18 protein-coding genes are annotated in these 22,670 nt (G+C 60.2%); 4 read left to right on the top strand and 14 right to left on the bottom strand.

All coding sequences use genetic code 11. The features are described from left to right. The first annotated feature begins 111 nt into the window (after positions 1–111). Both AC1RDQ_RS10510 and AC1RDQ_RS10505 read left to right on the top strand, forming a co-directional pair. Complete coding sequence (locus AC1RDQ_RS10510; protein WP_492587184.1) at positions 112–927, top strand: hypothetical protein; 816 nt, start codon at positions 112–114, stop codon at positions 925–927. 55 nt (positions 928–982) lie between these two features. Beyond that, a complete protein-coding gene (locus AC1RDQ_RS10505) occupies positions 983–1,711 on the top strand; it encodes a hypothetical protein (RefSeq protein ID WP_492587182.1) in 729 nt (242 codons plus the stop codon). Positions 1,712–1,777: 66 nt separating this feature from the next. On the opposite strand, the gene AC1RDQ_RS10500 is transcribed toward AC1RDQ_RS10505, so the two are convergent. The 14 genes from AC1RDQ_RS10500 to gcbA all read right to left on the bottom strand — a co-directional run bounded on the left by AC1RDQ_RS10500 (position 1,778) and on the right by gcbA (position 20,449). Continuing rightward, the gene (locus AC1RDQ_RS10500) at positions 1,778–2,374 is read right to left on the bottom strand and encodes a MarC family protein (RefSeq protein WP_090452911.1); all 597 of its coding nucleotides are present in this window, start codon (positions 2,372–2,374) and stop codon (positions 1,778–1,780) included. Between the two features lie 65 nt (positions 2,375–2,439). Then, complete coding sequence (locus tag AC1RDQ_RS10495; protein WP_090452913.1) at positions 2,440–5,217, bottom strand: hybrid sensor histidine kinase/response regulator; 2,778 nt, start codon at positions 5,215–5,217, stop codon at positions 2,440–2,442. Between the two features lie 100 nt (positions 5,218–5,317). Further along, complete coding sequence (gene purD / locus AC1RDQ_RS10490; RefSeq protein ID WP_057712165.1) at positions 5,318–6,613, bottom strand: phosphoribosylamine--glycine ligase; 1,296 nt, start codon at positions 6,611–6,613, stop codon at positions 5,318–5,320. Between the two features lie 149 nt (positions 6,614–6,762). Then, positions 6,763–8,370: a bifunctional phosphoribosylaminoimidazolecarboxamide formyltransferase/IMP cyclohydrolase gene (gene purH, locus AC1RDQ_RS10485; protein ID WP_057712164.1), complete on the bottom strand. Its 1,608-nt coding sequence runs from the start codon at positions 8,368–8,370 to the stop codon at positions 6,763–6,765. Between the two features lie 82 nt (positions 8,371–8,452). Beyond that, a complete protein-coding gene (gene fis, locus AC1RDQ_RS10480; protein WP_015093301.1) occupies positions 8,453–8,773 on the bottom strand; it encodes a DNA-binding transcriptional regulator Fis in 321 nt (106 codons plus the stop codon). Beyond that, positions 8,770–9,780 carry a tRNA dihydrouridine synthase DusB gene (dusB, locus tag AC1RDQ_RS10475; protein ID WP_057712163.1) on the bottom strand — a complete coding sequence of 337 codons (1,011 nt, stop codon included), beginning with the start codon at positions 9,778–9,780 and terminating at the stop codon, positions 8,770–8,772. Before dusB ends, fis begins: the two co-directional genes overlap by 4 nt. A gap of 184 nt (positions 9,781–9,964) precedes the next feature. Further along, positions 9,965–11,218 carry a DUF3426 domain-containing protein gene (locus AC1RDQ_RS10470; protein ID WP_492587181.1) on the bottom strand — a complete coding sequence of 418 codons (1,254 nt, stop codon included), beginning with the start codon at positions 11,216–11,218 and terminating at the stop codon, positions 9,965–9,967. A gap of 30 nt (positions 11,219–11,248) precedes the next feature. Beyond that, positions 11,249–12,127 (bottom strand): 50S ribosomal protein L11 methyltransferase, encoded by an 879-nt coding sequence (prmA, locus tag AC1RDQ_RS10465; RefSeq protein WP_492587179.1) that lies wholly within the window; start codon positions 12,125–12,127, stop codon positions 11,249–11,251. A gap of 281 nt (positions 12,128–12,408) precedes the next feature. After that, positions 12,409–13,767, bottom strand: coding sequence for an acetyl-CoA carboxylase biotin carboxylase subunit (accC, locus tag AC1RDQ_RS10460; protein ID WP_057712161.1), 1,359 nt, complete (start codon positions 13,765–13,767; stop codon positions 12,409–12,411). Between the two features lie 17 nt (positions 13,768–13,784). Continuing rightward, the gene (accB, locus tag AC1RDQ_RS10455) at positions 13,785–14,249 is read right to left on the bottom strand and encodes an acetyl-CoA carboxylase biotin carboxyl carrier protein (RefSeq protein ID WP_008053948.1); all 465 of its coding nucleotides are present in this window, start codon (positions 14,247–14,249) and stop codon (positions 13,785–13,787) included. Positions 14,250–14,273: 24 nt separating this feature from the next. Beyond that, a complete protein-coding gene (gene aroQ, locus AC1RDQ_RS10450; RefSeq protein ID WP_007971361.1) occupies positions 14,274–14,729 on the bottom strand; it encodes a type II 3-dehydroquinate dehydratase in 456 nt (151 codons plus the stop codon). A gap of 132 nt (positions 14,730–14,861) precedes the next feature. After that, a complete protein-coding gene (locus AC1RDQ_RS10445) occupies positions 14,862–16,607 on the bottom strand; it encodes a protein-disulfide reductase DsbD (protein ID WP_492587178.1) in 1,746 nt (581 codons plus the stop codon). 172 nt (positions 16,608–16,779) lie between these two features. Next, positions 16,780–17,823, bottom strand: a complete 1,044-nt coding sequence (locus AC1RDQ_RS10440) for a methyl-accepting chemotaxis protein (RefSeq protein ID WP_407515164.1) — start codon at positions 17,821–17,823, stop codon at positions 16,780–16,782. Positions 17,824–18,778: 955 nt separating this feature from the next. Then, positions 18,779–20,449: a diguanylate cyclase GcbA gene (gene gcbA, locus AC1RDQ_RS10435; RefSeq protein ID WP_057712158.1), complete on the bottom strand. Its 1,671-nt coding sequence runs from the start codon at positions 20,447–20,449 to the stop codon at positions 18,779–18,781. Between the two features lie 486 nt (positions 20,450–20,935). Between gcbA and AC1RDQ_RS10430 the strand changes: the two genes are divergently transcribed. Both AC1RDQ_RS10430 and AC1RDQ_RS10425 read left to right on the top strand, forming a co-directional pair. After that, the gene (locus AC1RDQ_RS10430) at positions 20,936–22,003 is read left to right on the top strand and encodes a DUF2333 family protein (protein WP_090452925.1); all 1,068 of its coding nucleotides are present in this window, start codon (positions 20,936–20,938) and stop codon (positions 22,001–22,003) included. Positions 22,004–22,006: 3 nt separating this feature from the next. Beyond that, entirely contained in the window at positions 22,007–22,564 is a 558-nt protein-coding gene (locus AC1RDQ_RS10425; RefSeq protein ID WP_057712156.1) for an NUDIX hydrolase, read from the top strand. Positions 22,565–22,670: the final 106 nt, after the last annotated feature.

Below are 22,670 nucleotides of genomic sequence, written 5' to 3'. Positions count from 1 at the left end.
GATTGAGGTACATATGTTGTATTTAGTCGCTGTTGATAGTCTGGATAGGGCGGGTTAGATTCAGGGCGCTCCCGGATGGGGCGCTTATTAATATATAAAGGAGTATTGTTTGTGGATAATTTTGAGAGTGCGGTAAGTGTTTCGCAACGCGTTGACTTTGTAAGAAAGTGCATTCAGAAGCGTAAAGTTGCCTTGGCTGGCAGGCCGCGTGTAAGGTCCTTGGCTTTGTCGATTGCATCGAGCCCTACAAAGGAGCTCAACGCGGTGGTACTTGGCAACAGTCTAGTCGGATACGGAGACAAAATAAGTCTCGAGAACATGGCGATTATTGAAAACTTGATCACCATGTCGAAGATGGAAGCAACTTACGAGGTTTCTGATAGTAAGGATCCCAAGGCTTGGTACCATGCGTTTACAAAGTGCATGGAGGATCTTGGATGTTTCGTGCCGGATAAAGGCTATTCAAAATACAGCGCCACTTCGCTTAAGGTAACGATGGATAATGTCATGGTCGATATTATTCAGGCGGCCGTCGAAGCCGCAAAGGCTGCAATTCCAGGGGCCTCCGTGCTCAGTGCAGTGACCAGCTCTACATTGGATGCATTGAAGAAAGAGCCTGAGGCAATCAACCTGTTGAATCTTGAGTCGAAGAATGCCGAAGGCGTGCGCCTGTCCACTATTCCCTGCGAACAAATGGCAAACGGAATTATCCTGATTGCGATAGGCGCGGTTGATCATCAGGGTGGGGGTAAGGACGGCGGCTTGCTGTTTGTTGATTGGAAGACGTCCTCTCTGGATATTTTTCACGGAAAGTCGTTCATTACTTTCAATCCCGTCCGTTATGCGGAAATCAAGTCGGATATCGAAGAGTATCTTGGCGTCCACCGAAAGGAAGTTCTGGTCAAGCGTTTCAGCCGGCGCAAGTGAAGGGGCAAGGCCAGAGGCTTTGTGTCTCTGGCCTTCTTGAAAAAAAGGAAAGCGTATGGCGTATTCCGTATTGATAAATTCAGGCAGCGTTTTGCTGTTGTCGACGTCGTTGTCGGCTGCAGTCGGGCAGGACGCCCTTGACACTATTTTATTTGCGCAACTCGCGGCAGAGGAAGATTTTCCAGGCGGCAGGAACCACGCTCAATGGACCGATGTATTTGTGGATACGCTGGTTGCCTGTGGTTGGAAGTTCCACGATCAAGGGAGAACTTCGGGAATGTTCCCGGTTGCAGGTGTTACGGTTTTCTCAATACAGGACGCTGTCCATGCGGCCTTTCAATCAAGTCTGTCCGCTGAGCAGATCGTGCTGACGGCAAGTGCTTTGCGCAGGGTCGCGCAATTGCCGGAGACGTCGGTGGCAGCCGGTGTTTTCCGTGGGCAATCGATCATGACTGTCGAGACTGAATCGGCGAGCACGGCAGGTCATTACGCCGGCAACCGTCATCATCGCGTGAGAGTGCTGGCAGGCGTTGTCGAGGCTGATGGCTTCCTGACGTTGGTTTCGGTGTTTTTTGAAACGGGTCAGCCGATAGATCGCCAGTTCATCAGGCAGGATTTTGCCTTGAGTCGCGTTGTGGGAGGTGTGAGCACTTCGTTCCTTCATTCGCGGTTTTCGGTCGACGAATACAAGGCATTCAGAGAAGACACAGTGCTGTGGTTAGGGTCGCAACGACAGGCACTGTGCATCAAGGTCAGCGAGCACGCCGTGCAGTCTCCTCGTTGATTGATGCCGGTTTCCGACACCGCTCAAGGGGAGACCGAGAACAAGAACGGTGAGAGACATGACGGGCTAAGGAATCAGGTAGCCCCTGACCCCGGTGAAGATGATCTGTGCCGCCAGTGCACACACGAACAACCCCATCAATCGGCTGACGATCTGTAACCCCTGGTCGCCGAGAATCCGTTCGATGCGGCTGGACAAGAACAGCACCACGCCCACGGTAAAACTGGCCAGGGCAATGCCGACAATGGCCGTGAGCTTGTCGTCCCAGTGCGGCTGGCTCACGCCCATCACCAGCAAGGCACCGATGGTGCCGGGGCCGACTGTCAGCGGGATGGTCAGTGGAACGATGGTGACATCCTGCTGCACATTGTCGGTCTGTACCGCCGATTTGCCTTGTGCCATGCCCAGCGCCGAGATGAACAGCACACTGCCGGCACCGATACGAAAGGCGTCCACGGTAATGCCGAACACACTGAAAATCACTCGGCCGAACAAGTACAGCAGAACGCTGGAGACCAGGGTGGCGACCGCTACTTTCCAGGCCAGCCGACGCTGTTCCTTGCGCGAATAACCACGGGTCAGGCTGATGAAGCAGGACAACACGAAGAATGGGCTGTAGAGCACCAGCATCTTCAGATAAACGCTGAACAACACATGGAGCATGGTGCCGGGCTCACTGGCGAGGGAAGTCGAGGGGGAGTCTATCAGGGGTTGCGAAGTCTGTCGGCTCAGGACGTTGGGGTCGTCGTGCGTTTCTGCTGATCACGCTGGGCGACCCAGTGTTCGATCAGTTCGCGCAACTGCGACAGTTCCACCGGCTTGGCCATGTGTCCGTCCATGCCAGCCTGGCGCGCACGCTCTTTATGTTCGGCAAGGATATGGGCGGTCAACGCCACCACAGGGGTGCGAACCCGCTGGTTGCCGACTTCCCAGGCACGCAATTGCTGGGTGGCCGAGAAGCCGTCGAGGATCGGCATTTCGCAGTCCATCAGCACCAGGTCGTAACGCTGGGCTTTCATCGCCTGCAGGGCTTCTTCGCCGTTGCAGGCGGTATCCGGTTGCAGGTTGAGCTTGCTCAGCATGCCGCGGATCACCTTGGTCGAGATGCTGTTGTCTTCAGCCACCAGAATGCGGAAGTCGCAGGGGACCTTGACCGGCAGCGTCGGGCCGATTGGCACGGGCTGGGTCGCGACGAGCCCTTTGTTGCGCTGGGTCAGTTCGTCGGCCAGAGTGGTCTTGAGGGTGTAGCCGGCAACCGGCTTGGCCAGGATGCGCTTGATCCCGGAGTTGCGCGCGATGATCTTGCTCGGTGCGTTGCTGATGCCGGTGAGCATGATCAGCAGGATGTCATGGTTCAGGCTCGGGTCTTCCTTGATCTTGGCCGCCAGTTGCATGCCGGTCATGCCGGGCATGTTCTGGTCCAGCAAGACTATATCGAAGTAGTCGCGCAAATGAGCCTTGGTGCGCAGCAGGGCCAGCGCCTCCTTGCCGGAAGATGCGGCGCTGACGTTCAGGCCCCAGGCGCTGCATTGCTGCACCAGCACCTTGCGACAGGTGTCATTGTCATCCACCACCAATACCCGCGCGCCTTGCAGCGGGCCGTCGAGGTCGGAGGTCGGGTGTTCGAGGCGATCCGGGTCCAGCGGCAGGGTCAGCCACAGGGTGCTGCCCTGGTTGTTGCCGCTCTTGATCCCGAATTCCCCCTGCATCAAGCGGATCAGCTGGCGGGCTATCACCAGCCCCAGGTTGCCGCCCAACTGGGTAGCCGAAAGAAAATGCCGGCTGTGCAGTTCGGCGTGCATCAGGGCGTCGCGCTCTTCGGCGTCCATGGGCTCGCCGCTGTCCTGCACGGCGATACGCAGGCGTGGTTTGGTGTTGCGCTCGTCGAGCGCCACGACGATCAGGATTTCGCCTTCATCGGTTTTTTTCAGGGCGTTTTCAAGCAGGCTCAACAGCGTCTGGCGCAAGCGTGTCGGGTCACCGCTGATCACCCGCGGCACTTGCGGCTGGATGAAGCTGATCAACTCGACGTTTTGCTGCTCGGCCTTGGCGCGGAAGATGCTCAGGCAGTCTTCGATCAGCGCGTTGAGGTCAAACTGCACGTCGTCCAGTTCAATCTGTCCGGACTCGAGTTTGGAAATGTCGAGAATTTCGTTGATCAGTGTCAGCAGTTCGTTGCCGGCGCTGTGGATCGTCTGAACATAGTCGCGTTGCTTGACCGATAGCGGTGTGCCCAGCAGCAGTTCGGTCATGCCGAGGACGCCGTTCATCGGGGTGCGGATTTCATGGCTGATTTTCGCCAGGAACTCGGCCTTGGCGTTGATCTCGGCGTTGCTGGCCGCCAGGTCACGACTGATGCTGAAGCGGTCTTCGGTGATGCGTCGCTGGCGCTCGCTCAGTGCAATGCTCATCAACAGGCCGCTGATGCAGATGAACGCCAGCAATGTGGTGATCAGGCCATGGGGTTCGATCAGGGTCAGCCCCAACAGAGCAGGCAGGATGACCAGTGTCCCGAGGTTGAACACCACCATGGCCGCCACGAAGAGGCGAGCCGGGCGATAACCTTTTTGCCAGTGATAGGCGCTGATGAACAGCATAGTCAGGCCAGCCAGGGCTACCAGGCCGTAGGTGATGAAGTTCAGTGGCAAGGTATTGACGAACAGCAGCATCAGGCTGCAGGCGGTGATCAGCACGACCTCGCCAAGCAGCAACCGGTTCAGCGGATGCGGCCCGAGCGGGGCGAAGAAACGATAGGCAAGCATCAGGCCGCAGGGGGCAGTCATTAATAATGCCAGGTAAGCCCCCGGCGTTTGCAGTGCATGCCAGTCCGGCAGCCAGGGGCCGGCGAGATTCAGCAACAACAGCAGACTGAGCATCAACAGCCCTTCGCACGTCGCCAACCAGAGGGCGCTGTGCGAGCGGGTGTAGGCGTAGCGGATGAGGTTGTGCAGGATCAGCATGGCGATGCAACCGAACAGCAGGCCATAAATCAGCGTCTGGTTCTGGTTGGCGGCCGAGTTGATCGCTGACTGCAGGGTGATGTAGGGTCGTAACTGGTGGTCGGAGGCCAGTCGCAGGTATACGTCGAGGGGGGTGTCGCTTTGCGGCAGGGCCAGCATGAAGTCGCTGCTGGGCAATGGTCGCTCGGATTGGGGGTGTTCGTTGCCCGTGCTGGATTGATCGATCAGCTTGTCGCCGTCCAGTACGTACATGTTGAACTGGCGCAGGTCAGGTGCGAACACGCGCAGCAACTGTTCATGTTTGCCCGGTGCAAGCCTGAATCGCAACCATAACGCGCCATCGGGTTCGGCGGCGGTAATGTGGTCGAGTTCGATAGGGCTGAATTGATTGGTGTAACGTGCGGAGCGTATGTCGCTCAGTTGCAGGTCGCCCTGTTCGTCGAGCAATACCGCCCAGCCACTGCCTTGCGCGGCCTGGGCCGGTAGCATGCAGAGCAAGGTCAGCAAAGTGACGGTCAAGCTTATGGCAATCCTGAGCCAGCGCACGGCGAAATCCCTTCGTTAGGTTGATGCCAGAATATAACGATGCGCGGCGCCGGAATAGCCAGACAATAAACGGTGTTCATTGCCTGGCGCGGTGTCTACCTTATTCCTGATTTTCGCCACGCTCGCGGGCAATGGCGCGGTAGCCAATGTCCTTGCGATAGAAGCAGCCTTCCCAGTCAATCGAAGCCGCGAGCTTGTAGGCCTGTTGCTGTGCAGCGTCAACGCTGGCGCCCATGGCCGTTGCGCAAAGCACCCGACCGCCGGCCGTTACGACTTGACCGTCCTTGAGCGCAGTACCGGCGTGGAAGACTTTGCCTTCCAGTGCGGCGGCTGCATCCAGCCCCTTGATGGCCACGCCTTTGGCGTAGTCACCAGGATAGCCGCCAGCGGCAAGCACGATGCCGACGCTCGGGCGTGGATCCCATTGCGCTTCTACTTTGTCCAGCGCCTGGGCCAGAGCAGCCTCGACCAGCAGCACCAGGCTCGACTGCAGGCGCAGCATCACCGGTTGGGTCTCAGGGTCGCCGAAGCGGCAGTTGAATTCGATGACTTTTGGGTTACCAGCCTTGTCGATCATCAGGCCAGCGTACAGGAAACCAGTGTAGACGTTGCCTTCCTCGGCCATGCCGCGCACGGTCGGCCAGATCACCAGGTCCATGACGCGCTTGTGCACTTCGGCGGTGACCACTGGCGCCGGGGAGTAAGCACCCATGCCGCCGGTGTTTGGACCGGTGTCGCCGTCGCCGACGCGTTTGTGGTCCTGGCTGGTGGCCATCGGCAGGACGTTCTTGCCGTCGACCATGACGATGAAACTGGCTTCTTCGCCGTCCAGGAACTCTTCGATGACCACGCGCGAACCCGCATCGCCAAAGGCATTGCCCGCCAGCATGTCGCGCACGGCGTCTTCGGCTTCGGCCAGGGTCATGGCGACGATCACACCTTTACCGGCGGCCAGGCCATCGGCCTTGATCACGATCGGAGCGCCTTTTTCACGCAGGTAAGCCAGGGCCAGCTCGATCTCGGTGAAGTTCTGGTAATCGGCGGTCGGGATCTTGTGGCGAGCCAGGAAGTCCTTGGTGAAGGCTTTCGAGCCTTCCAGCTGCGCAGCGCCAGCGGTCGGACCGAAGCAATCCAGGCCACGGCTGCGGAACAGATCCACAACACCGGCAACCAGCGGCACTTCAGGGCCAACGATGGTCAGGGAAACGTTTTTCTCGGCAAAGTCTGCCAGTTGCTCAAGTGCCAGTACGTCGATGGCGACGTTCTCGCACTTGGCTTCGATGGCGGTACCGGCGTTCCCCGGAGCCACGAACACCTTCTGCACGCGCGGATCCTGAGCCACTTTCCAGGCCAGGGCGTGTTCACGGCCACCGCTGCCAATGATCAAAACATTCATTTCAAAAACCTCGGATGACGCAAATCTGGGAACTGTAGGAGCGAGCTTGCTCGCGATGGTGGTTAACGATAGCGCGGGGTGTCTGAAACACTGTGGCGTCTAGTCGTTCTTCGCGAGCAAGCTCGCTCCTACAGGGGAATGCTGTGCTGTCAGTGACGGAAGTGGCGCATGCCGGTGAACACCATGGCGATGCCGGCTTCATCAGCTGCAGCAATCACTTCGTTGTCACGCATCGAGCCGCCTGGCTGGATCACTGCAGTGATACCGACCTTGGCCGCGTTGTCGATGCCGTCGCGGAACGGGAAGAATGCGTCGGATGCCATGACTGCACCTTGAACCTGCAAACCGGCATGTTCTGCCTTGATTGCAGCAATACGCGCGGAGTTCACGCGGCTCATCTGGCCGGCGCCGACACCGATGGTCTGGCGATTCTTGGCGTAGACGATGGCGTTGGACTTCACGTACTTGGCAACTTTCCAGGCGAAGATCAGGTCATGGATTTCCTGCTCGCTCGGTGCGCGCTTGGTCACCACTTTCAGGTCGTCGGCGCCAATCATGCCGATGTCGCGGCTCTGTACCAGCAGGCCGCCGTTGACGCGCTTGTAGTCCCAGGCAGCAGCGCGGTCAGCCGACCACTCGCCGCAGGCCAGCAGGCGTACGTTGGCTTTGGCAGCGACGATGGCGCGGGCCTCTTCGCTGACCGACGGAGCGATGATCACTTCAACGAACTGACGTTCGACGATGGCCTTGGCGGTCTCGGCGTCCAGTTCACGGTTGAAGGCGATGATGCCGCCGAAGGCGGATTCGGTGTCGGTGGCGTAGGCCAGGTCGTAGGCCTTGCGGATGCCGCCTTCGGCATCAGGGCTGACAGCCACGCCGCACGGGTTGGCGTGCTTGACGATCACGCAAGCCGGCTTGACGAAGCTCTTCACGCATTCCAGCGCGGCGTCGGTGTCGGCCACGTTGTTGTACGACAGTTCCTTGCCTTGCAGCTGGGTCGCAGTGGCGATGCCGACTTCGGCAGGCTTGGCTTCAACATAGAACGCCGCGCTCTGGTGCGGGTTCTCGCCGTAGCGCATTTCCTGGGCCTTGATGAACTGGCTGTTGAAGGTGCGCGGGAACTCGCTGCGACCTTCGGTGCTCAGGGTGTCGGCAGACTGGTTCACGGTGCCCATGTAGTTGGCGATCATGCCGTCGTAGGCGGCGGTGTGCTCGAAGGCCTTGAGCATCAGGTCGAAACGCTGGGCGTAGGTCAGGCCGCCGGCCTTGAGGTTTTCCAGGACGCTGGCGTAATCGCTGGCGTTTACCACGATGGCCACGTCCTTGTGGTTCTTGGCGGCGGAACGGACCATGGTCGGGCCGCCGATGTCGATGTTCTCGATGGCGGTCGGCAGGTCGCAGCCTGGCTTGTTGATGGTGGCTTCGAACGGGTACAGGTTGACCGCTACCAGGTCGATCGGCTTGATGCCGTGCTCGTTCATGATGGCGTCGTCGATACCGCGACGACCAAGGATCCCGCCGTGGATTTTCGGGTGCAGGGTCTTCACCCGGCCGTCCATCATTTCCGCGAAGCCTGTGTAATCCGCGACTTCCACTGCGGCAACGCCGTTGTCCTGCAGCAGCTTGAACGTCCCGCCGGTGGAGAGGATCTCGACGCCCAGGGCTTCAAGCTCCTTGGCGAATTCGAGGATCCCGGTCTTGTCGGAAACGCTGATCAAGGCGCGGCGGATCGGCAGGCGGGTAGTCTGGTCGGTCATCTCAATTTCCATCAAAAGCAAAGGAAGTCAGCAAAAAAGGCGACCGGTTTTACGCGGGCGCCTTTCTGGTTTGATTGAATGCTTACAACAAATCGTACTGCTTGAGTTTCTTGCGCAGCGTGCCCCGGTTCAGCCCGAGCATCTCGCTGGCCTTGGTCTGGTTGCCCTTGACGTAGTTCATCACGCACTCGAGCAGGGGAGCCTCGACTTCGGAGAGCACCAGGTTGTACACATCCGTGACGGCAGCGCCCTCAAGGTGGGCGAAATAATTGTGCAGCGCCTTCTCGACACTCCCGCGAAGGGTCTGACCTTCTTCGCTTGGCGTATTGAGGTGCTGTTTCAAATTCACGTTGTCGCTCACGGGTGTTGTTCCACTCACTAAAGTCTCGGTCATCATCGTCATGCGGCCACCCACTCTCCGTCCCCTGTCAGGCTCTTGTAACGCTCGGCGAAAAACGCCCGAACGTTGGCGCATTGTGCATCCGTACCATCCAAACGATTGAAGTGGGCGCGAAACTCCCTGGCGCCCGGCAGGGTTGCGAGATACCAGCCCACATGCTTTCGAGCAATGCGCACGCCCATGACATCACCATAGAAGGCGTGCAGGGCAGCCAGATGCTCTAGCAGAATGCGTTCCACCTCGATCAGTTCCAGCGCCGGGAGTTTCTCGCCGGTACGCAGGAAATGGTCGATCTCGCGAAAAATCCATGGCCGCCCCTGGGCAGCCCGGCCAATCAACAGGCCATCGGCACCGGTCGCGTCGAGCACGTACCGGGCTTTTTCCGGCGAATCGATATCGCCATTGGCGAAGACCGGAATCGACACCGCCTGCTTGATTGCGGCAATGGTGTCGTACTCGGCTTCACCGGTGTACAGGTCGGCACGGGTGCGGCCATGCACCGCCAGCGCCGTAATGCCTGCCTGTTCGGCGATCTTCGCCACCGTCAGGCCGTTCTTGTTGTCCCGGTCCCAACCGGTCCGGATCTTCAGGGTAACCGGCACATCGACCGCAGCCACGACGGCCTGCAGGATCTCGGTTACCAGGGGTTCATCCTTCAACAGTGCGGAACCGGCAGCCTTGTTGCAGACTTTTTTTGCCGGACAGCCCATGTTGATATCAATGATCTGCGCACCCATTTCAACGTTGGCACGGGCGGCGTCCGCCAGCATCTGCGCGTCCCCACCGGCGATCTGTACCGAGCGTGGCTCGGGATCACCTTCGTGGATCATGCGCATGCGCGACTTGCGGGTGTTCCACAAACTCATGTCGCTGGTGACCATTTCCGAGACGACCAGTCCCGCGCCCAAGCGCTTGCACAGCTGACGAAAGGGCTGGTCGGTGACACCCGCCATGGGGGCGAGAATCAAGCTGTTATGTAATGTGTATGGGCCGATGCGTACCGCCGACATAGGACTTCCCTGTTGTGGGGCCGGATCATGAGAGTTCGAAAAAGGGTTGGCATGATACCCGCTCTCGATGACTGGATAAAGGCTGAATTGAACAAAATCTGAACAGTTACTCTGTTATTACCCGTGGTTTGGTTCGCCTGGAACAGTCAGAAAGCCGGCGTTAATCCGGGAGTAATGAAGCGTTTCACTCTGGAGAGTGGAAGCTCAGACTGTAGTTCACGGCCTTGGCACCTGGGTCGAGAATGTCCAGGGCGATGTGGATCGGCGTTTGCGGAGGCATCTCCGCCATGCCTTCGAGATCGCCATTGAGGTACTCGCCAGGCTTGAAGCGACGACTGGCGATCAGATGGCCATTGAGGTCGGCGAAGCGCAGTTCCAGCAGCGGGAAGGGCTGGGAGAAGGGCGCGCGGTTATAGATGATCGCATCGACCACCAGGGCGCCATTGAACTCGGGGTGGCTGCGCACCACCAGATTGCTGCTTTTGATTTTCGCGATGTCGACTTTGGAGGGCACGGTGCAGCCGATTTGCGGGCACAGTTGCTGGAACCACGGGCGATATTGATCCTGTCGCGCCAGTTCGTCGAAATGGTAGGCGATGTACTGGCCAGCGAGGGCGCCTGCGGCAATCAGCACCAGCAGCAACCACAACAGCCGTCGGCCCCAAGGTGAGCGGCGTTTTTGCCAGTCCAGTTGCAGCGGGTCGTCGGTCAGGTCTTGCAGCGCTTCGGCGCGCACGCCCGGTTCGCTGCGTTCGCGTCGCTTGCGCAGCGGTTCTATCGAGGGCAGGTTGTCGTCGATTTCGCTCTCGTCGGCGGCCGACAGGCGTTCGTGGTTCAGCGGCGCATCAAGAGGGTCGTGCAATCGCAAATGGGGTGGTTGCGGTTCGTCGTCGAGATCAACCGGTTCCAGGGACAGCGAAGGTTCGGTGCGTGAGGTTTTGCTCGTTTCGACGGTCGGCTCTGGTGTTTCAAGGCTGTCGAGCGGTTCGTCGACTGGCGCACGATCGGCCGCCGACGCACTGAACAGGCTGTCGGACCACGGCTCCTCGTCGTCCTGCCCGGCGCTGTCGCGACGGGCGCTCAGCGAGTCGTCGCGATGGCGGCCGAGTTCGGTGGCCGGCTGGATTTCCCGCTGTTCGAGCCGGGCGAGTTCTTCGTCGAGGTCGAGACTGTCCAGGTCCAGTTCGGTCGCGCTCCATTGCTTTTGGCTGATGGCGCGCGGTGGCGATGGCTCAAGGGGCTCCTCAGGCTGCACAGGCGGGAGCGGCGTCGCGACCGGTGCTTCCTTGCCGGCCTGCTCAAGCAACTGCCTGGCGGCATTGAATACCTGCAAGCAGGAGCCGCAACGAACCACCCCGCGAGCCACGCTCAACTGGGCATGGCTGACGCGGAAGCTGGTTTGGCAATGCGGGCACTGGGTGACGAAGCTGTCGGTCATGCGGCGATCCGGATTATGCAGGCGATCATTCTAGCGCCGACGGCCAGTGATGCGCACCCAGCCATCGCGATTGGCGATCGGGTCCAGATCGAAGTCCCTGGCGTAGGCGGCAGCGACTTCGTCACCCTGTTCGGCGAGGATGCCCGACAGCGCCAGGCGCCCGCCCGACTTGACCAGGCCCGACAGTTGCGGCGCCAGGGAAACCAGCGGGCCGGCGAGAATGTTGGCCACCAGCACATCGGCCTGAACCTGCGGCAAATCTTCCGGCAGATACAGTGGGAACAGTTCATCAGCGATGTTATTGCGCCCGGCGTTGTCGCGGGACGCTTCCAGCGCCTGCACGTCGATGTCGGTACCAACGGCTTCCTTGGCGCCCAGCAGCAGGGCGGCAATCGCCAGAATCCCCGAGCCGCAGCCGAAGTCCAGCACGTTGCAGCCTTTCAGGTCCTGGCCGTCGAGCCATTCCAGGCACAGTGCGGTGGTCGGGTGGGTGCCGGTGCCGAACGCCAGGCCCGGGTCCAGCAGCAAATTCACTGCATCAGGCTCCGGCGCGGCGTGCCAGCTCGGCACGATCCACAGGTGCTGACCGAAACGCATTGGCTGGAATCCGTCCATCCAGCTGCGTTCCCAGTCCTGGTCTTCGATCACTTCGCTGTGGTGCTCGGGCAACGGGCTGCCGGTCAGCAGCTCCAGATGGGCCAATACCGGGCCTGGCTCCGTGCCGCCTTCGAACAGGGCCAGCAGGTGCGTGTGGGACCACAGCGGCGTGGTGTTGAGTTCCGGCTCGAAGATCGGCTGATCTTCGGCGTCCATGAAGGTCACCGACACGGCGCCCACTTCAAGGAAAGCGTCTTCATAGGTTTCGGCTTGTTCTGGGCTGATGGCGAGACGGACTTGCAGCCAAGGCATGGCGGGCACCTTTGAAAAATATTGATTGCAGCCTAGCGGGCTGCGAGAAGCGCGCAAGTTTACGCGAGCGCGGAGGTTTTGTGGGAGTGGCTTGCCCTGTACATCGACACATACCCCTGTGGGAGCGAGCTTGCTCGCGATGGCGGTCTATCAGTCGACATCGATAGTGGATTTGCCGACGCTATCGCGAGCAAGCTCGCTCCCACAGGGGGGGGCAGTCGGATGAAATGTCCAGATACAACAAAGCCGCCCGAAGGCGGCTTTGTTGATCGGGTCGAAGCTTAGTGCTTCTCGCCAGCCAGCTTGTGCTCGAGGTAGTGAATGTTCACGCCCCCTTTGCAGAAGCCTTCATCGCGGGTCAGGTCGCGGTGCAGCGGGATGTTGGTCTTGATCCCGTCGACCACGATCTCGTCCAGCGCATTGCGCATGCGCGCCATGGCTTCGTCGCGGGTTGCGCCGTAGGTGATCAGCTTGCCGATCAACGAATCGTAGTTCGGCGGAACGGCATAGCCACTGTACAGGTGCGAGTCGACGCGAACGCCGTTGCCGCCTGGAGCGTGGAAATGCTTGACCGTGCCCGGGCTTGGCATGAAGGTTTTCGGGTCTTCGGCGTTGATCCGGCATTCCAGCGCGTGACCGCGGATGACCACGTCATCCTGGGTGAACGACAGCTTGTTGCCGGCGGCGATGCTGAGCATCTCCTTGACGATGTCGATGCCGGTGACCATTTCCGAAACCGGGTGCTCTACCTGGACACGAGTGTTCATCTCGATGAAGTAGAAGCGGCCGTTTTCGTACAGGAACTCGAAAGTGCCTGCGCCACGGTAGCCGATATCGATGCAAGCCCTGACGCAGCGTGCGAGTACTTCCTCACGTGCGTTTTCGTCGATACCCGGAGCCGGCGCTTCTTCAAGAACCTTCTGGTGACGACGTTGCAGCGAGCAGTCGCGGTCGCCCAGATGGATAGCCTGGCCCTGGCCATCGGAAAGGACCTGGACTTCCACGTGACGTGGGTTGGTCAGGAATTTTTCCAGATAGACCATCGGGTTGCCGAACGCCGCGCCTGCTTCGGAGCGGGTCAGTTTCGCCGAGGCAATCAGGTCTTCTTCCTTGTGCACAACGCGCATGCCGCGACCACCGCCGCCGCCAGCGGCCTTGATGATCACCGGGTAACCGACTTCGCGACCAATGCGCAGAGCGGTTTCTTCGTCTTCCGGCAGCGGGCCGTCAGAACCCGGAACAGTCGGTACGCCGGCAGCGATCATGGCGTGCTTGGCCGATACCTTGTCGCCCATCAGGCGAATGGTTTCGGCTTTTGGGCCAATGAACGCAAAGCCGGATTTCTCGACCTGCTCGGCGAAGTCGGCGTTTTCCGCAAGGAAACCGTAGCCCGGGTGAATGGCGGTGGCGCCAGTCACTTCGGCCGCGGCAATGATTGCCGGAATGTGCAGGTAGGAGTGGGCGGCCGATGCCGGACCGATGCAGACGGATTCGTCTGCCAGGCCCAGGTGCATCAGTTCCTTGTCAGCCTTGGAGTAAACGGCGACGGTCTTGATGCCCATCTCTTTGCAGGCGCGCAGGATCCGCAGGGCGATCTCACCGCGGTTGGCGATCAGAACTTTTTCCAACTTCGCAGTCATCAAAGGCTCTCCGCGGTTCAAACGATGGTGAACAGCGGTTGGTCGTACTCAACCGGCTGGCCGTCTTCGACGAGGATGGATTCGATCACACCGCTGGTTTCAGCTTCGATGTGGTTCATCATCTTCATGGCTTCAACGATGCACAGGGTGTCGCCTTTCTTCACGGTCTGGCCGACTTCCACGAAGGACGGCGAGGTTGGCGAAGACTTGCGATAGAACGTACCGACCATCGGCGAACGGGCAACGGTGCCGTTCAGTGCTGGCGCGGCGGCGGCAGCAGGTGCGGCAGCGGCAACCGGAGCGGCGGCAGCGACAGGCGCGGCAGCCGGAGCATGCATTGGAGCTGGCGCGTAGTACTGCTGAGCCGGGGTCTTGCTATGACGGCTGATGCGTACGGACTCTTCGCCTTCCTTGATCTCGAGCTCGTCGATGCCGGACTCTTCCAGCAATTCGATCAGTTTCTTAACTTTACGGATATCCATGAATCATCAACTCCCAAGGGTCGGTCAGGGGCGGTTAACTTGTTGTTCAAGCTGTTCCAGGGCGGCCTCCAGGGCCAGTCGATAACCGCTGGCGCCAAGGCCGCAGATCACTCCCACCGCTACGTCGGAGAAGTAAGAGTGATGGCGGAAAGGTTCGCGTTTGTGCACGTTAGACAAATGCACTTCGATGAATGGGATGCTCACCGCCAGCAGCGCGTCACGTAATGCGACACTTGTATGTGTAAAAGCTGCTGGGTTGATCAGAATGAAGTCCACGCCTTCACTGCGGGCAGCGTGGATGCGGTCGATCAATTCGTACTCGGCGTTGCTTTGCAGGTGCAGCAAATGGTGACCGGCTTCGCGGGCACGGCGTTCCAGGTCCTGGTTGATCTGCGCCAGCGTCGTGGCGCCGTAGGTGCCCGGTTCGCGAGTGCCGAGCAGGTTCAGGTTGGGTCCGTGCAGAACGAGTAACGTCGCCATCGGCGGTTCCTATGTTATCTGTGAGCAATTGTCAGAACCCGGCGACTATGCCGCAAAGCCTTTGTGACTGTCCAGTTCTCTGCAATAGCCAGCACGATGACCGATGTTTGCGCGAAATATATGACTGCTTGATTAAAATTGGTCATTCGCCCTGATTACACGTTCGGCGAAGTCCCTGGCGTTGATCTCGCCGATCACCCGCACATCGGCGCGTTCGACACCATCCTTGCCAAAAAACATCAGGGCCGGGGGGCCGAACAACTGGTAGCGATCGAGCAGGGCGCGTTGCTCGGCGTTGCTGGCGGTGATGTCGAAGCGGATCAGCCGGTAACCCTTGAGGCGTTCGATGACGACAGGGTCATCCAGTACCTCGCGTTCGATGACCTTGCAGCTGATGCACCAGTCGGCGTACCAGTCGAGCAGCAGCGGTGTACCGGACGACCGGGCCTCAGCGAGCACGCGGTCCAGATCGGCGGAAGTGCTGACGGTTTGCCAGGTGCTGGTGTTTTGCGCAGGTCCGTTGTTGTCAGCGATACGGGGCTGGCCGATCGGGTTGAACGGATCGGTCTGGCCGCTGAAGGCGCCATACCAGCAGGCCAGTGCGTAAAACAGCAGGAACATGCCGAACAATTGCCCCAGGCGTTTGCGTGGTGGTTTATAGACGAACTCCAGCGCACCCATGAACAGGCCGACACCGCCGGCCAGCAAACCGATCAGCAGCAAGGTGACCTGGCCCGGCAAGACGCGGCCGAGCAGGCCAACGGCCAACCCGAGCAACAACACACCAATCGCGTTTTTCACGTAGACCAGCCACGGACCGCTCTTCGGCAGCCAGGCTGCGCCACCGGTGGCCACCAGCAACAGCGGCGCGCCCATGCCGAGGCCGAGCATGAACAGTTTCAAGCCGCCACCCAGCGCATCGCCACTGGCGCTGATGTACAGCAACGCCCCGGCCAATGGCGCCGAAACGCAGGGTGAAACCAGCAAGCTGGAGACCACGCCCAACACCGCGGCGCCCCACAGTGACCCGCCTTCGGTGCGGCCGGCGATGCGGTCCAGGCGACTGCTGATGGCATGCGGCAGCTTGAGTTCGAAGACGCCGAACATCGCCAAGGCAAACACGGCAAAAAACATCGCGAACGGCACCAGCACCCAGGCCGATTGCAGCCGCGCCTGTAGGTTGAGCTGGGCGCCGAACAGGCCCATCAGGGCGCCGAGCAGGGCAAAACAGGCGGCCATCGGCAGCACATAGGCCAGCGAAAGATTGAAACCGCGCCAGCCACCGACCTGACCGCGCAGCACCACCCCGGAAAGGATCGGCAGCATGGGCAGCACGCATGGCGTGAACGTCAGGCCCAGGCCGGCGAGGAAAAACAACGCCAGTTCGCGCCAGCTCCATTGATAAGCCGTCGCCGGAGCGCCGCTGCCGTCGATGCTCAGGCGCTCGGTTTCCGGCGGATAGCACAGGCCTTTGTCGGCGCATCCCTGATAGGTCACGACCAGAGTGAAGGCGCGTTGGTCGGTGCGCGGCAACTCAACGTCGAGAATGCCGTGGTACACCTCGACATCGCCGAAGTATTCATCGTGCTTTTTCTGACCGTCGGGCAGTTTCGCCGCGCCGAGGAGGACATCGGCCGGGTCGGCGCGAAATTGAAAACGGTGGCGGTAGAGGTAGTAACCTTCGGTGGCGACGAAACGCAACTTGATCGACTGCGGTGTGCTGCCTACCAGGCTCAGCTGGAAAGCTTCGCGCACCGGCAGGAAGTCGGCGCTGTTGTTGATCGAGCCCAGGCTTGAGCTGGGTCGGTTCTCCAGCAAGCCAGTGGCGCTGGCCGGCAGGACGAACACTAAAAACAACAGGCAGAGCAAGCGGCGCATGACGATCTCGCGTATCGGAATTGGGGGGATGATAGCGGACGGCGGCGTGATATGCAGGAGGGGAGTCTGAGGTGTTTGTTCTGACGCCATCGCGAGCAAGCTCGCACCCACAGGGGATTTGCGTCGTGCACAAATCAAATGTGGGAGCGAGCTTGCTCGCGATGGCGGTCTATCAGACGCGGAAGGCCTGAACGGCTGTATGCAATCGACCACCCAGCACCAGAAGATTTTCTCCCTGTTCACGCCCTTCACCAATGCGCAGCAAATTATCCCCTCCCAACTGATGAATCCGCTCACTGTGGTCACGGATTTCGCTGACAGCACCGCTTTGCTGGGCGGTGACATCGGCGATGCGTACCGCCGTGTCGGAAATGGTCTGGATCGCCCCGACGATTTTATCCAGCGCGCCATCAGCGGCCTGGGCTTGGCTGGCCGTGGCTTCGGCGTGTTCGACCTGGGCTCGCATGCCCTCCACCGATTGCCGCGCGGCGGTTTGCAGCCCTGCGATCAGCGTCTGGATTTCTGCGGTGGCCCCGGCGGTACGTTGCGCCAGTGAGCGCACCTCTTCGGCCACCACCGCGAAGCCTCGGCCCATTTCCCCGGCCCGGGCCGCCTCGATGGCGGCGTTCAAGGCCAGCAGGTTGGTCTGGTCGGCAATCGAGCGGATCACCGTCAACACGCCGCCGATGGTGGCCGACTCTTCGGCTAGGTGTTCGATCATTTGCGCATTGCCTTGCACTTCATCCACCAGCGCATGCAGGCCGGTGAGGCTCAGGCCGATGACTTTCTGTCCATGCTCCACGGCCAGGCCGGCGTGGCGGCTGGCTTCGGCGGCCTGGCTGGCGTCGCCGGCGACTTGTTGAATGGTCGCTTCCAGTTCGCTGAGGGAGTCGCGGATCAGTGCCGTGTCGCCAGCCTGATGCTCGGCACCGTCATGCAGGTCGTTGCTCAGGTCGGCCAGGGTGCGGCTGCTGCCGGCCACCTGTTCGGCGTTGCGGCGAATGGTCCCCACCAGGTCCACCAGATAAGCGCGCAAGCGGTTGAGGGAGGCTTCAATGTCATGCAATTCGCGGTTGGTGTTGCCCAGTTGAATGTCGCGGCTGAAGTCACCTTCGGCCCAGGTCGAGAGGGCCGGGGCGAGGTTGGTCAGGGTCCGGGCGAGTTTGCGTTGCAGGGTGTCGATCAGCAATGCGATCAACAGAATCAAGCCGATCATCACGCCTTGCATCAGCCGTACTTCACCCTGGATCTGCCCGTGCTGGGCGCGCACCACCGGTTCCATCCCGGCAATGGCCTGTTGCACGTCGGCGATTTTCAGGTGGGTCGCCGCGCTGAGGTCGGCGCGTTTGCGGATTTGATCGCGAGTGCGCGAGAGCTCGGCCGGATAGCGGATGAGCAGGCTGTTGAGCTCGCGCTTGAGGCCGACGCCGGCATCTTCGACGACGGTTTTTTCCTTGTTCTCCAGGCCCATCATCGAGGCGAAATCATCAGTGTTCGACTCGCTGCTGGTGGTCACGCCCAGCAATGGCAGGGCGTCGAGTTTCTCTGCCTGGATACGGATGTTGGCCACTTCGCGTTCGACATCGGCGGCCAATTCGCTACGGCCGCTGCTGACCAGTTTGTCCCGGGTCAGGGACAATTTTCCCAAGTGTTGCGATGCGGTGAGCAGCGGCGTGAGGTAGGCCGCATTGCCACTGGCGTACTGGCTGAGCTGATCGAGACTGGCGCCCAGTTCCCGCTCGGCCTGCAGCAGCAAGGCCTGCGGATCACCTGCCAGTTTGCCGGCGGCCAGCAGGTCGGTCTTGCTGAATTCTTCAAGGGTCGACAGGCTGGGGCGCAACGCCTCGGCCAAGGCCGGTGGCAATTCGCCGAGTTCTTTTTGCAGGCTGTCGATGCCTTGGGCGGCACTGCTCAGGCGCAGCGCATCGCCGCTGCCCAGGTAATCCTCAATGCTGCGGGCGACGTCATTCTGAAATTGCTGCGACAGGCCCAGGTAGCGCTCCATTAATAGATATGGGCGCTCCAGGGCTTTCTGCGACCACCACAGCGTAGCGCCGAGGGCCACGCACACGGCCACCAGAAGGAGGGTATTGAGATTGGTCAGCAGCTTCAGGCGCATTACGGACTACCAACGGCAGAAATGGTAAGTGCCTGAAGTTATTGCGTTTCTGTTACAGGGTTATGACCGTATCGGTCGATTCCGATAAAAAAGTGGCACTTTGCTTTGATGTGCGTGCGCCCTGTACGCGATTGCGTCCGCCGTGTTTGGCGCGATACAGCGCTTCGTCCGCCTGGTTGGCCATCATCAGGCTGTCGGAGCTTTCGCAAAGCTCAACCACTCCGGCACTGAAGGTGCACCACAGATCCTCGGGTTGCGCGGGATAGTGAATCTCGGCAAAGCGCTGACGGATTTCATCGAGCACGTTGTAGGCCGCTTCGATATCGGTATCCGGCATGACGATGGCGAACTCTTCGCCACCGTAGCGGCCGATGAAGTCGGTTTTGCGCAGGCGTTGCTTGAGAAACAGCGCCAGGCTCTTGATCACCCGGTCGCCCATGGGGTGGCCGTGGCTGTCATTGACCCGTTTGAAGTGGTCAATGTCGAGCATGGCAAAGCTCAGTGGCTTGCTTTCGCGGCGGGCGCGGAACGAGCAGTCTTCGAGCAATTGCAGGATATGCGTGTGGTTGTACAACCCGGTGAGACTGTCGCGGACCATCCGTGCCTTGAGGTTGCGTGCCCGGGCCGCGCGGTTGCGCACGGTGGTGATCAGGTGTCGGGGCTTGATCGGTTTGGTCAGGAAGTCGTCGCCGCCCTCGCTCATGGCGTCGAGCTGCTTGTCCAGGTCGTCTTCGGCCGACAGGTAAATGATCGGCACGCTGACGTAACGGTCGTTATGGCGGATCACCTTGGCCAGTTCCGTACCGGTGCAGGCCGGCATGTACATGTCGAGGATGATCAGGTCCGGCTGGAAGTCCGCCAGTTCGGCCATGGCCTGGATCGGCTCGATGAGCGTGCGGGTGACGATCCCGGCGCTGTTGAGCAGACGCTCGGTGTGCAAGGCCTGGGCGCGGGAGTCGTCGATGATCAGCACTTTATAAGGCTCGTACTGGGCAACGCAGGTCAGGACTTCGATCTTCTCCAGCAGGCTCGACGCTTCGAGGGTGCCGGTAAGGAATTCCTGGCCGCCCGCACGCACGGCGGCCAGGCGGGTCGGGGTGTCGGTTTCGTGCAGGCTGAAGAACAGCAGCGGCAGCTGATGATCGAGGCCTTCCTGGGCTTCGGCGGCCAGTTTCAGGCCGACACCGGTGCCACTGAAGTCCACGTCCATGACAATCGCCGCCGGCATGCGTTCGACCATCGATGAGCGAAACGCGTCTACGCTGTCCAGGGACTGGGCGCTGAGGCCGAAGAATTCCAGTTGTTTGGCCAGGCGCTCGGCGCGGTCGTGATCCTGCAACATCACGTAGATGGGCTTGCGCAGCGGCGGCAGGAAGGTTTGATCGAGTTGGTCGCCATGGCGCAGGCCGGTGCGTGACAGGCGCTGCATCAAGCGGTTGAGATCGGTGATCAGGCCACTGCTCAGGCGTCCGCGATTGGCGTCGACCGCTTCCAGTGACTGACCGATGTGGCGTGCCAGTTGCGAGTGTTCCGGTTGTTCGAAACGCTCGGCGAAACGCAGCAGGCGCAGATTGGCCTCGCTCAGTTCCGAAAGGTCGGCGGTGGACCACTCACTGCGTTGCAGGCGCTGCCATATCTCAAGAATCTGACGAGCCTGATGAATTACCCGCTGGGCAAAGTGGTGCTTGAGGCGCTCGCGGCTGGGATCTTCTGGCTCGGTCATATCCTGACTACTAGTTAGGGTGCACACTGAGGTCGAGTGGTGGCTCTATGCTAGCACCACTTTTCCATTACATGAGTGCTGTACGTCAATAATCTGCAATGTGTCTTTATTCAGTTTGTGACTGGCCGGTCTTGTTCTAGCCTTTCAAGTCGCGGTTTTAAGGGGCGAAGTACCTGAATCAGGGCACTTGGCGGGGGCGGGGTGGAAATGGGCGAGTGACGGAACGCCGGCCATTCATGATTTTTTTGCCAGTGCTGATCGGCCCGTTTTTTCGGGTATTAGAGGGTCGGGGATTCCCTTAGGGTGGCAATCCAAACCATTAGGGGGGATTTTGTGGGTCGCAGCGTCGTCGGGTGCACAGACGTTCTTTTGATCCGCAAGCCCGGTAATTTTCTGCATCGGTGCGATGGCGGGTGCCGGGCCAAGGCACGTTGTTGTATGGTTGTGGTCGAACCGTTGAACTCAAGAGCTTGAAAGGATATCGCCATGCTGGACTGGAAGAACCGCACAGACAGTGCGCCTGAACGTGCCGCTGAACCGAAGTCGGAGACCCGCAGTTATCTGGGTGGTCTGTTGTTCAGCCGGGCGCTGGCCACTCTGCTGGGCATCTACCTGTTGGTGGCGAGTGTCCTGGGCTGGTACTGGAGCCAGGAGCCGGCGCTGTTCCCGGTCCAGCAAACCGCTCAACTGGCGGCCGAAAAAGAAGGCAAGCAGATGGTCGTCGGCTACACCACGGTGGAAACCCTCAAGACCGTTGCCGGCACCTTGCTGACCAAGCAGGGCGGCTATATTTCCAACGACCGATTCCCGCCAGGCCTGTGGATGGACAACATGCCGAGCTGGGAATATGGCGTGCTGGTGCAGGTCCGCGACCTGAGCAGGGCACTGCGTAAAGACTTCGCCCGTTCGCAATCGCAGTCCGCCGAAGACGCCGACCTGGCCAAGGCCGAGCCGCGCTTCAACTTCGACAACAAGAGCTGGGTGCTGCCATCCAGTGAGTCCGAGTACCTGGAGGGCATCAATTCCCTGAGCCGCTATCAGGCGCGACTGTCCGATCCTAACCAGAAGAGCGCGTTGTTCTATGCCCGCGCCGACAACCTGAACAACTGGCTGGGTGACGTCGGCACCCGTCTGGGTTCGCTGTCGCAACGACTGTCGGCCAGTGTGGGCCGGGTCAAGCTCAACACTGCGCTGAAGACCGAGGTGGTGACGCCGGGTGTGGCGCCGCAAGTCGATGAGGAAATCGTCGAAACCCCATGGCTGCAGATCGACAACGTGTTCTACGAAGCTCGCGGTCAGGCCTGGGCTCTCTCGCATTTGCTGCGCGCCATTGAAGTCGACTTCGCCGATGTGCTGGCCAAGAAGAACGCCACGGTCAGCGTGCGCCAGATCATTCGTGAACTGGAAGCGTCGCAGGAGCCGGTGTGGAGCCCGATGATCCTCAACGGCAGTGGCTTCGGCGTACTGGCCAACCACTCGCTGGTCATGGCCAACTACATTTCCCGGGCCAACGCGGCGGTGATCGATTTGCGTCAACTGCTCAATCAGGGCTGAGTCATGGTCGATAATGCCAGGGAGGCCGCGCACCGTGCGGCTTCCGATGCCGAACAGATCGCCTGGGTTGACGAGCAGGACAACCTGCTCGGCGCCCTGGTTCGTTCCGATTTGCGCGAGCGCGGGCTGATCGGGCGCGGCACCTACATTATGTTGTTCAACTCCGCTGGCGAGCTGTGTGTGCATCGCCGCACCCTGAGCAAGGCAATCTATCCCGGTTTCTGGGACGTGGCGGCGGGGGGCATGGTGCTCGCCAGTGAAACCTATGCCGAGTCGGCGGCAAGGGAGCTGGAGGAAGAACTGGGCGTGAGTGGCGTGGAACTGACCGCCCATGACCACTTTTACTTTGAGGACACCGGCAATCGCCTGTGGTGTTCGGCGTTCTCGGCGGTGTGGGACGGCCCGTTGATCCTGCAACCGGAAGAGGTGCTCGAAGCGCGCTTTATCCCTATCGATCAGGTCATGCTGGAAATCGAGCAAAAGCCTTATTGCCCGGACTCTCTGGCCGCGTTGAAGCGCTATTTGCGCTCACGCCGGATCGACGTCGCAAAACAGCTATAAATTGGCGCCGATTGGCTCTTAGCAATCGGCGTTTTTGCCGTTACACTGCGCGACCTTTTTAAACTGAACCGGTATTGCTGGTTGTTGCTGTAGGAGCGAGCTCGCT

The organism is Pseudomonas sp. GW823-FHT02E01 (assembly GCF_058797535.1).
Note: the sequence above shows the minus strand (reverse complement) of the source record. Positions and strands in the feature narration are given on the sequence as shown.

Coding starts and splice junctions, on each gene's coding strand:
- fis (WP_015093301.1), bottom strand. CDS start 8,773: ATGACGATGATGACCGAGACTTTAGTGAGTGGAACAACACCCGTGAGC.
- gcbA (WP_057712158.1), bottom strand. CDS start 20,449: ATGACCGAGCCAGAAGATCCCAGCCGCGAGCGCCTCAAGCACCACTTT.
- aroQ (WP_007971361.1), bottom strand. CDS start 14,729: ATGGCGACGTTACTCGTTCTGCACGGACCCAACCTGAACCTGCTCGGC.
- accB (WP_008053948.1), bottom strand. CDS start 14,249: ATGGATATCCGTAAAGTTAAGAAACTGATCGAATTGCTGGAAGAGTCC.
- purD (WP_057712165.1), bottom strand. CDS start 6,613: ATGAATGTTTTGATCATTGGCAGCGGTGGCCGTGAACACGCCCTGGCC.
- accC (WP_057712161.1), bottom strand. CDS start 13,767: ATGACTGCGAAGTTGGAAAAAGTTCTGATCGCCAACCGCGGTGAGATC.
- purH (WP_057712164.1), bottom strand. CDS start 8,370: ATGACCGACCAGACTACCCGCCTGCCGATCCGCCGCGCCTTGATCAGC.
- AC1RDQ_RS10470 (WP_492587181.1), bottom strand. CDS start 11,218: ATGACCGACAGCTTCGTCACCCAGTGCCCGCATTGCCAAACCAGCTTC.
- AC1RDQ_RS10425 (WP_057712156.1), top strand. CDS start 22,007: ATGGTCGATAATGCCAGGGAGGCCGCGCACCGTGCGGCTTCCGATGCC.
- AC1RDQ_RS10505 (WP_492587182.1), top strand. CDS start 983: ATGGCGTATTCCGTATTGATAAATTCAGGCAGCGTTTTGCTGTTGTCG.
- AC1RDQ_RS10430 (WP_090452925.1), top strand. CDS start 20,936: ATGCTGGACTGGAAGAACCGCACAGACAGTGCGCCTGAACGTGCCGCT.
- AC1RDQ_RS10445 (WP_492587178.1), bottom strand. CDS start 16,607: ATGCGCCGCTTGCTCTGCCTGTTGTTTTTAGTGTTCGTCCTGCCGGCC.
- AC1RDQ_RS10440 (WP_407515164.1), bottom strand. CDS start 17,823: ATGATCGGCTTGATTCTGTTGATCGCATTGCTGATCGACACCCTGCAA.
- AC1RDQ_RS10500 (WP_090452911.1), bottom strand. CDS start 2,374: ATGCTCCATGTGTTGTTCAGCGTTTATCTGAAGATGCTGGTGCTCTAC.
- dusB (WP_057712163.1), bottom strand. CDS start 9,780: ATGTCGGCGGTACGCATCGGCCCATACACATTACATAACAGCTTGATT.
- prmA (WP_492587179.1), bottom strand. CDS start 12,127: ATGCCTTGGCTGCAAGTCCGTCTCGCCATCAGCCCAGAACAAGCCGAA.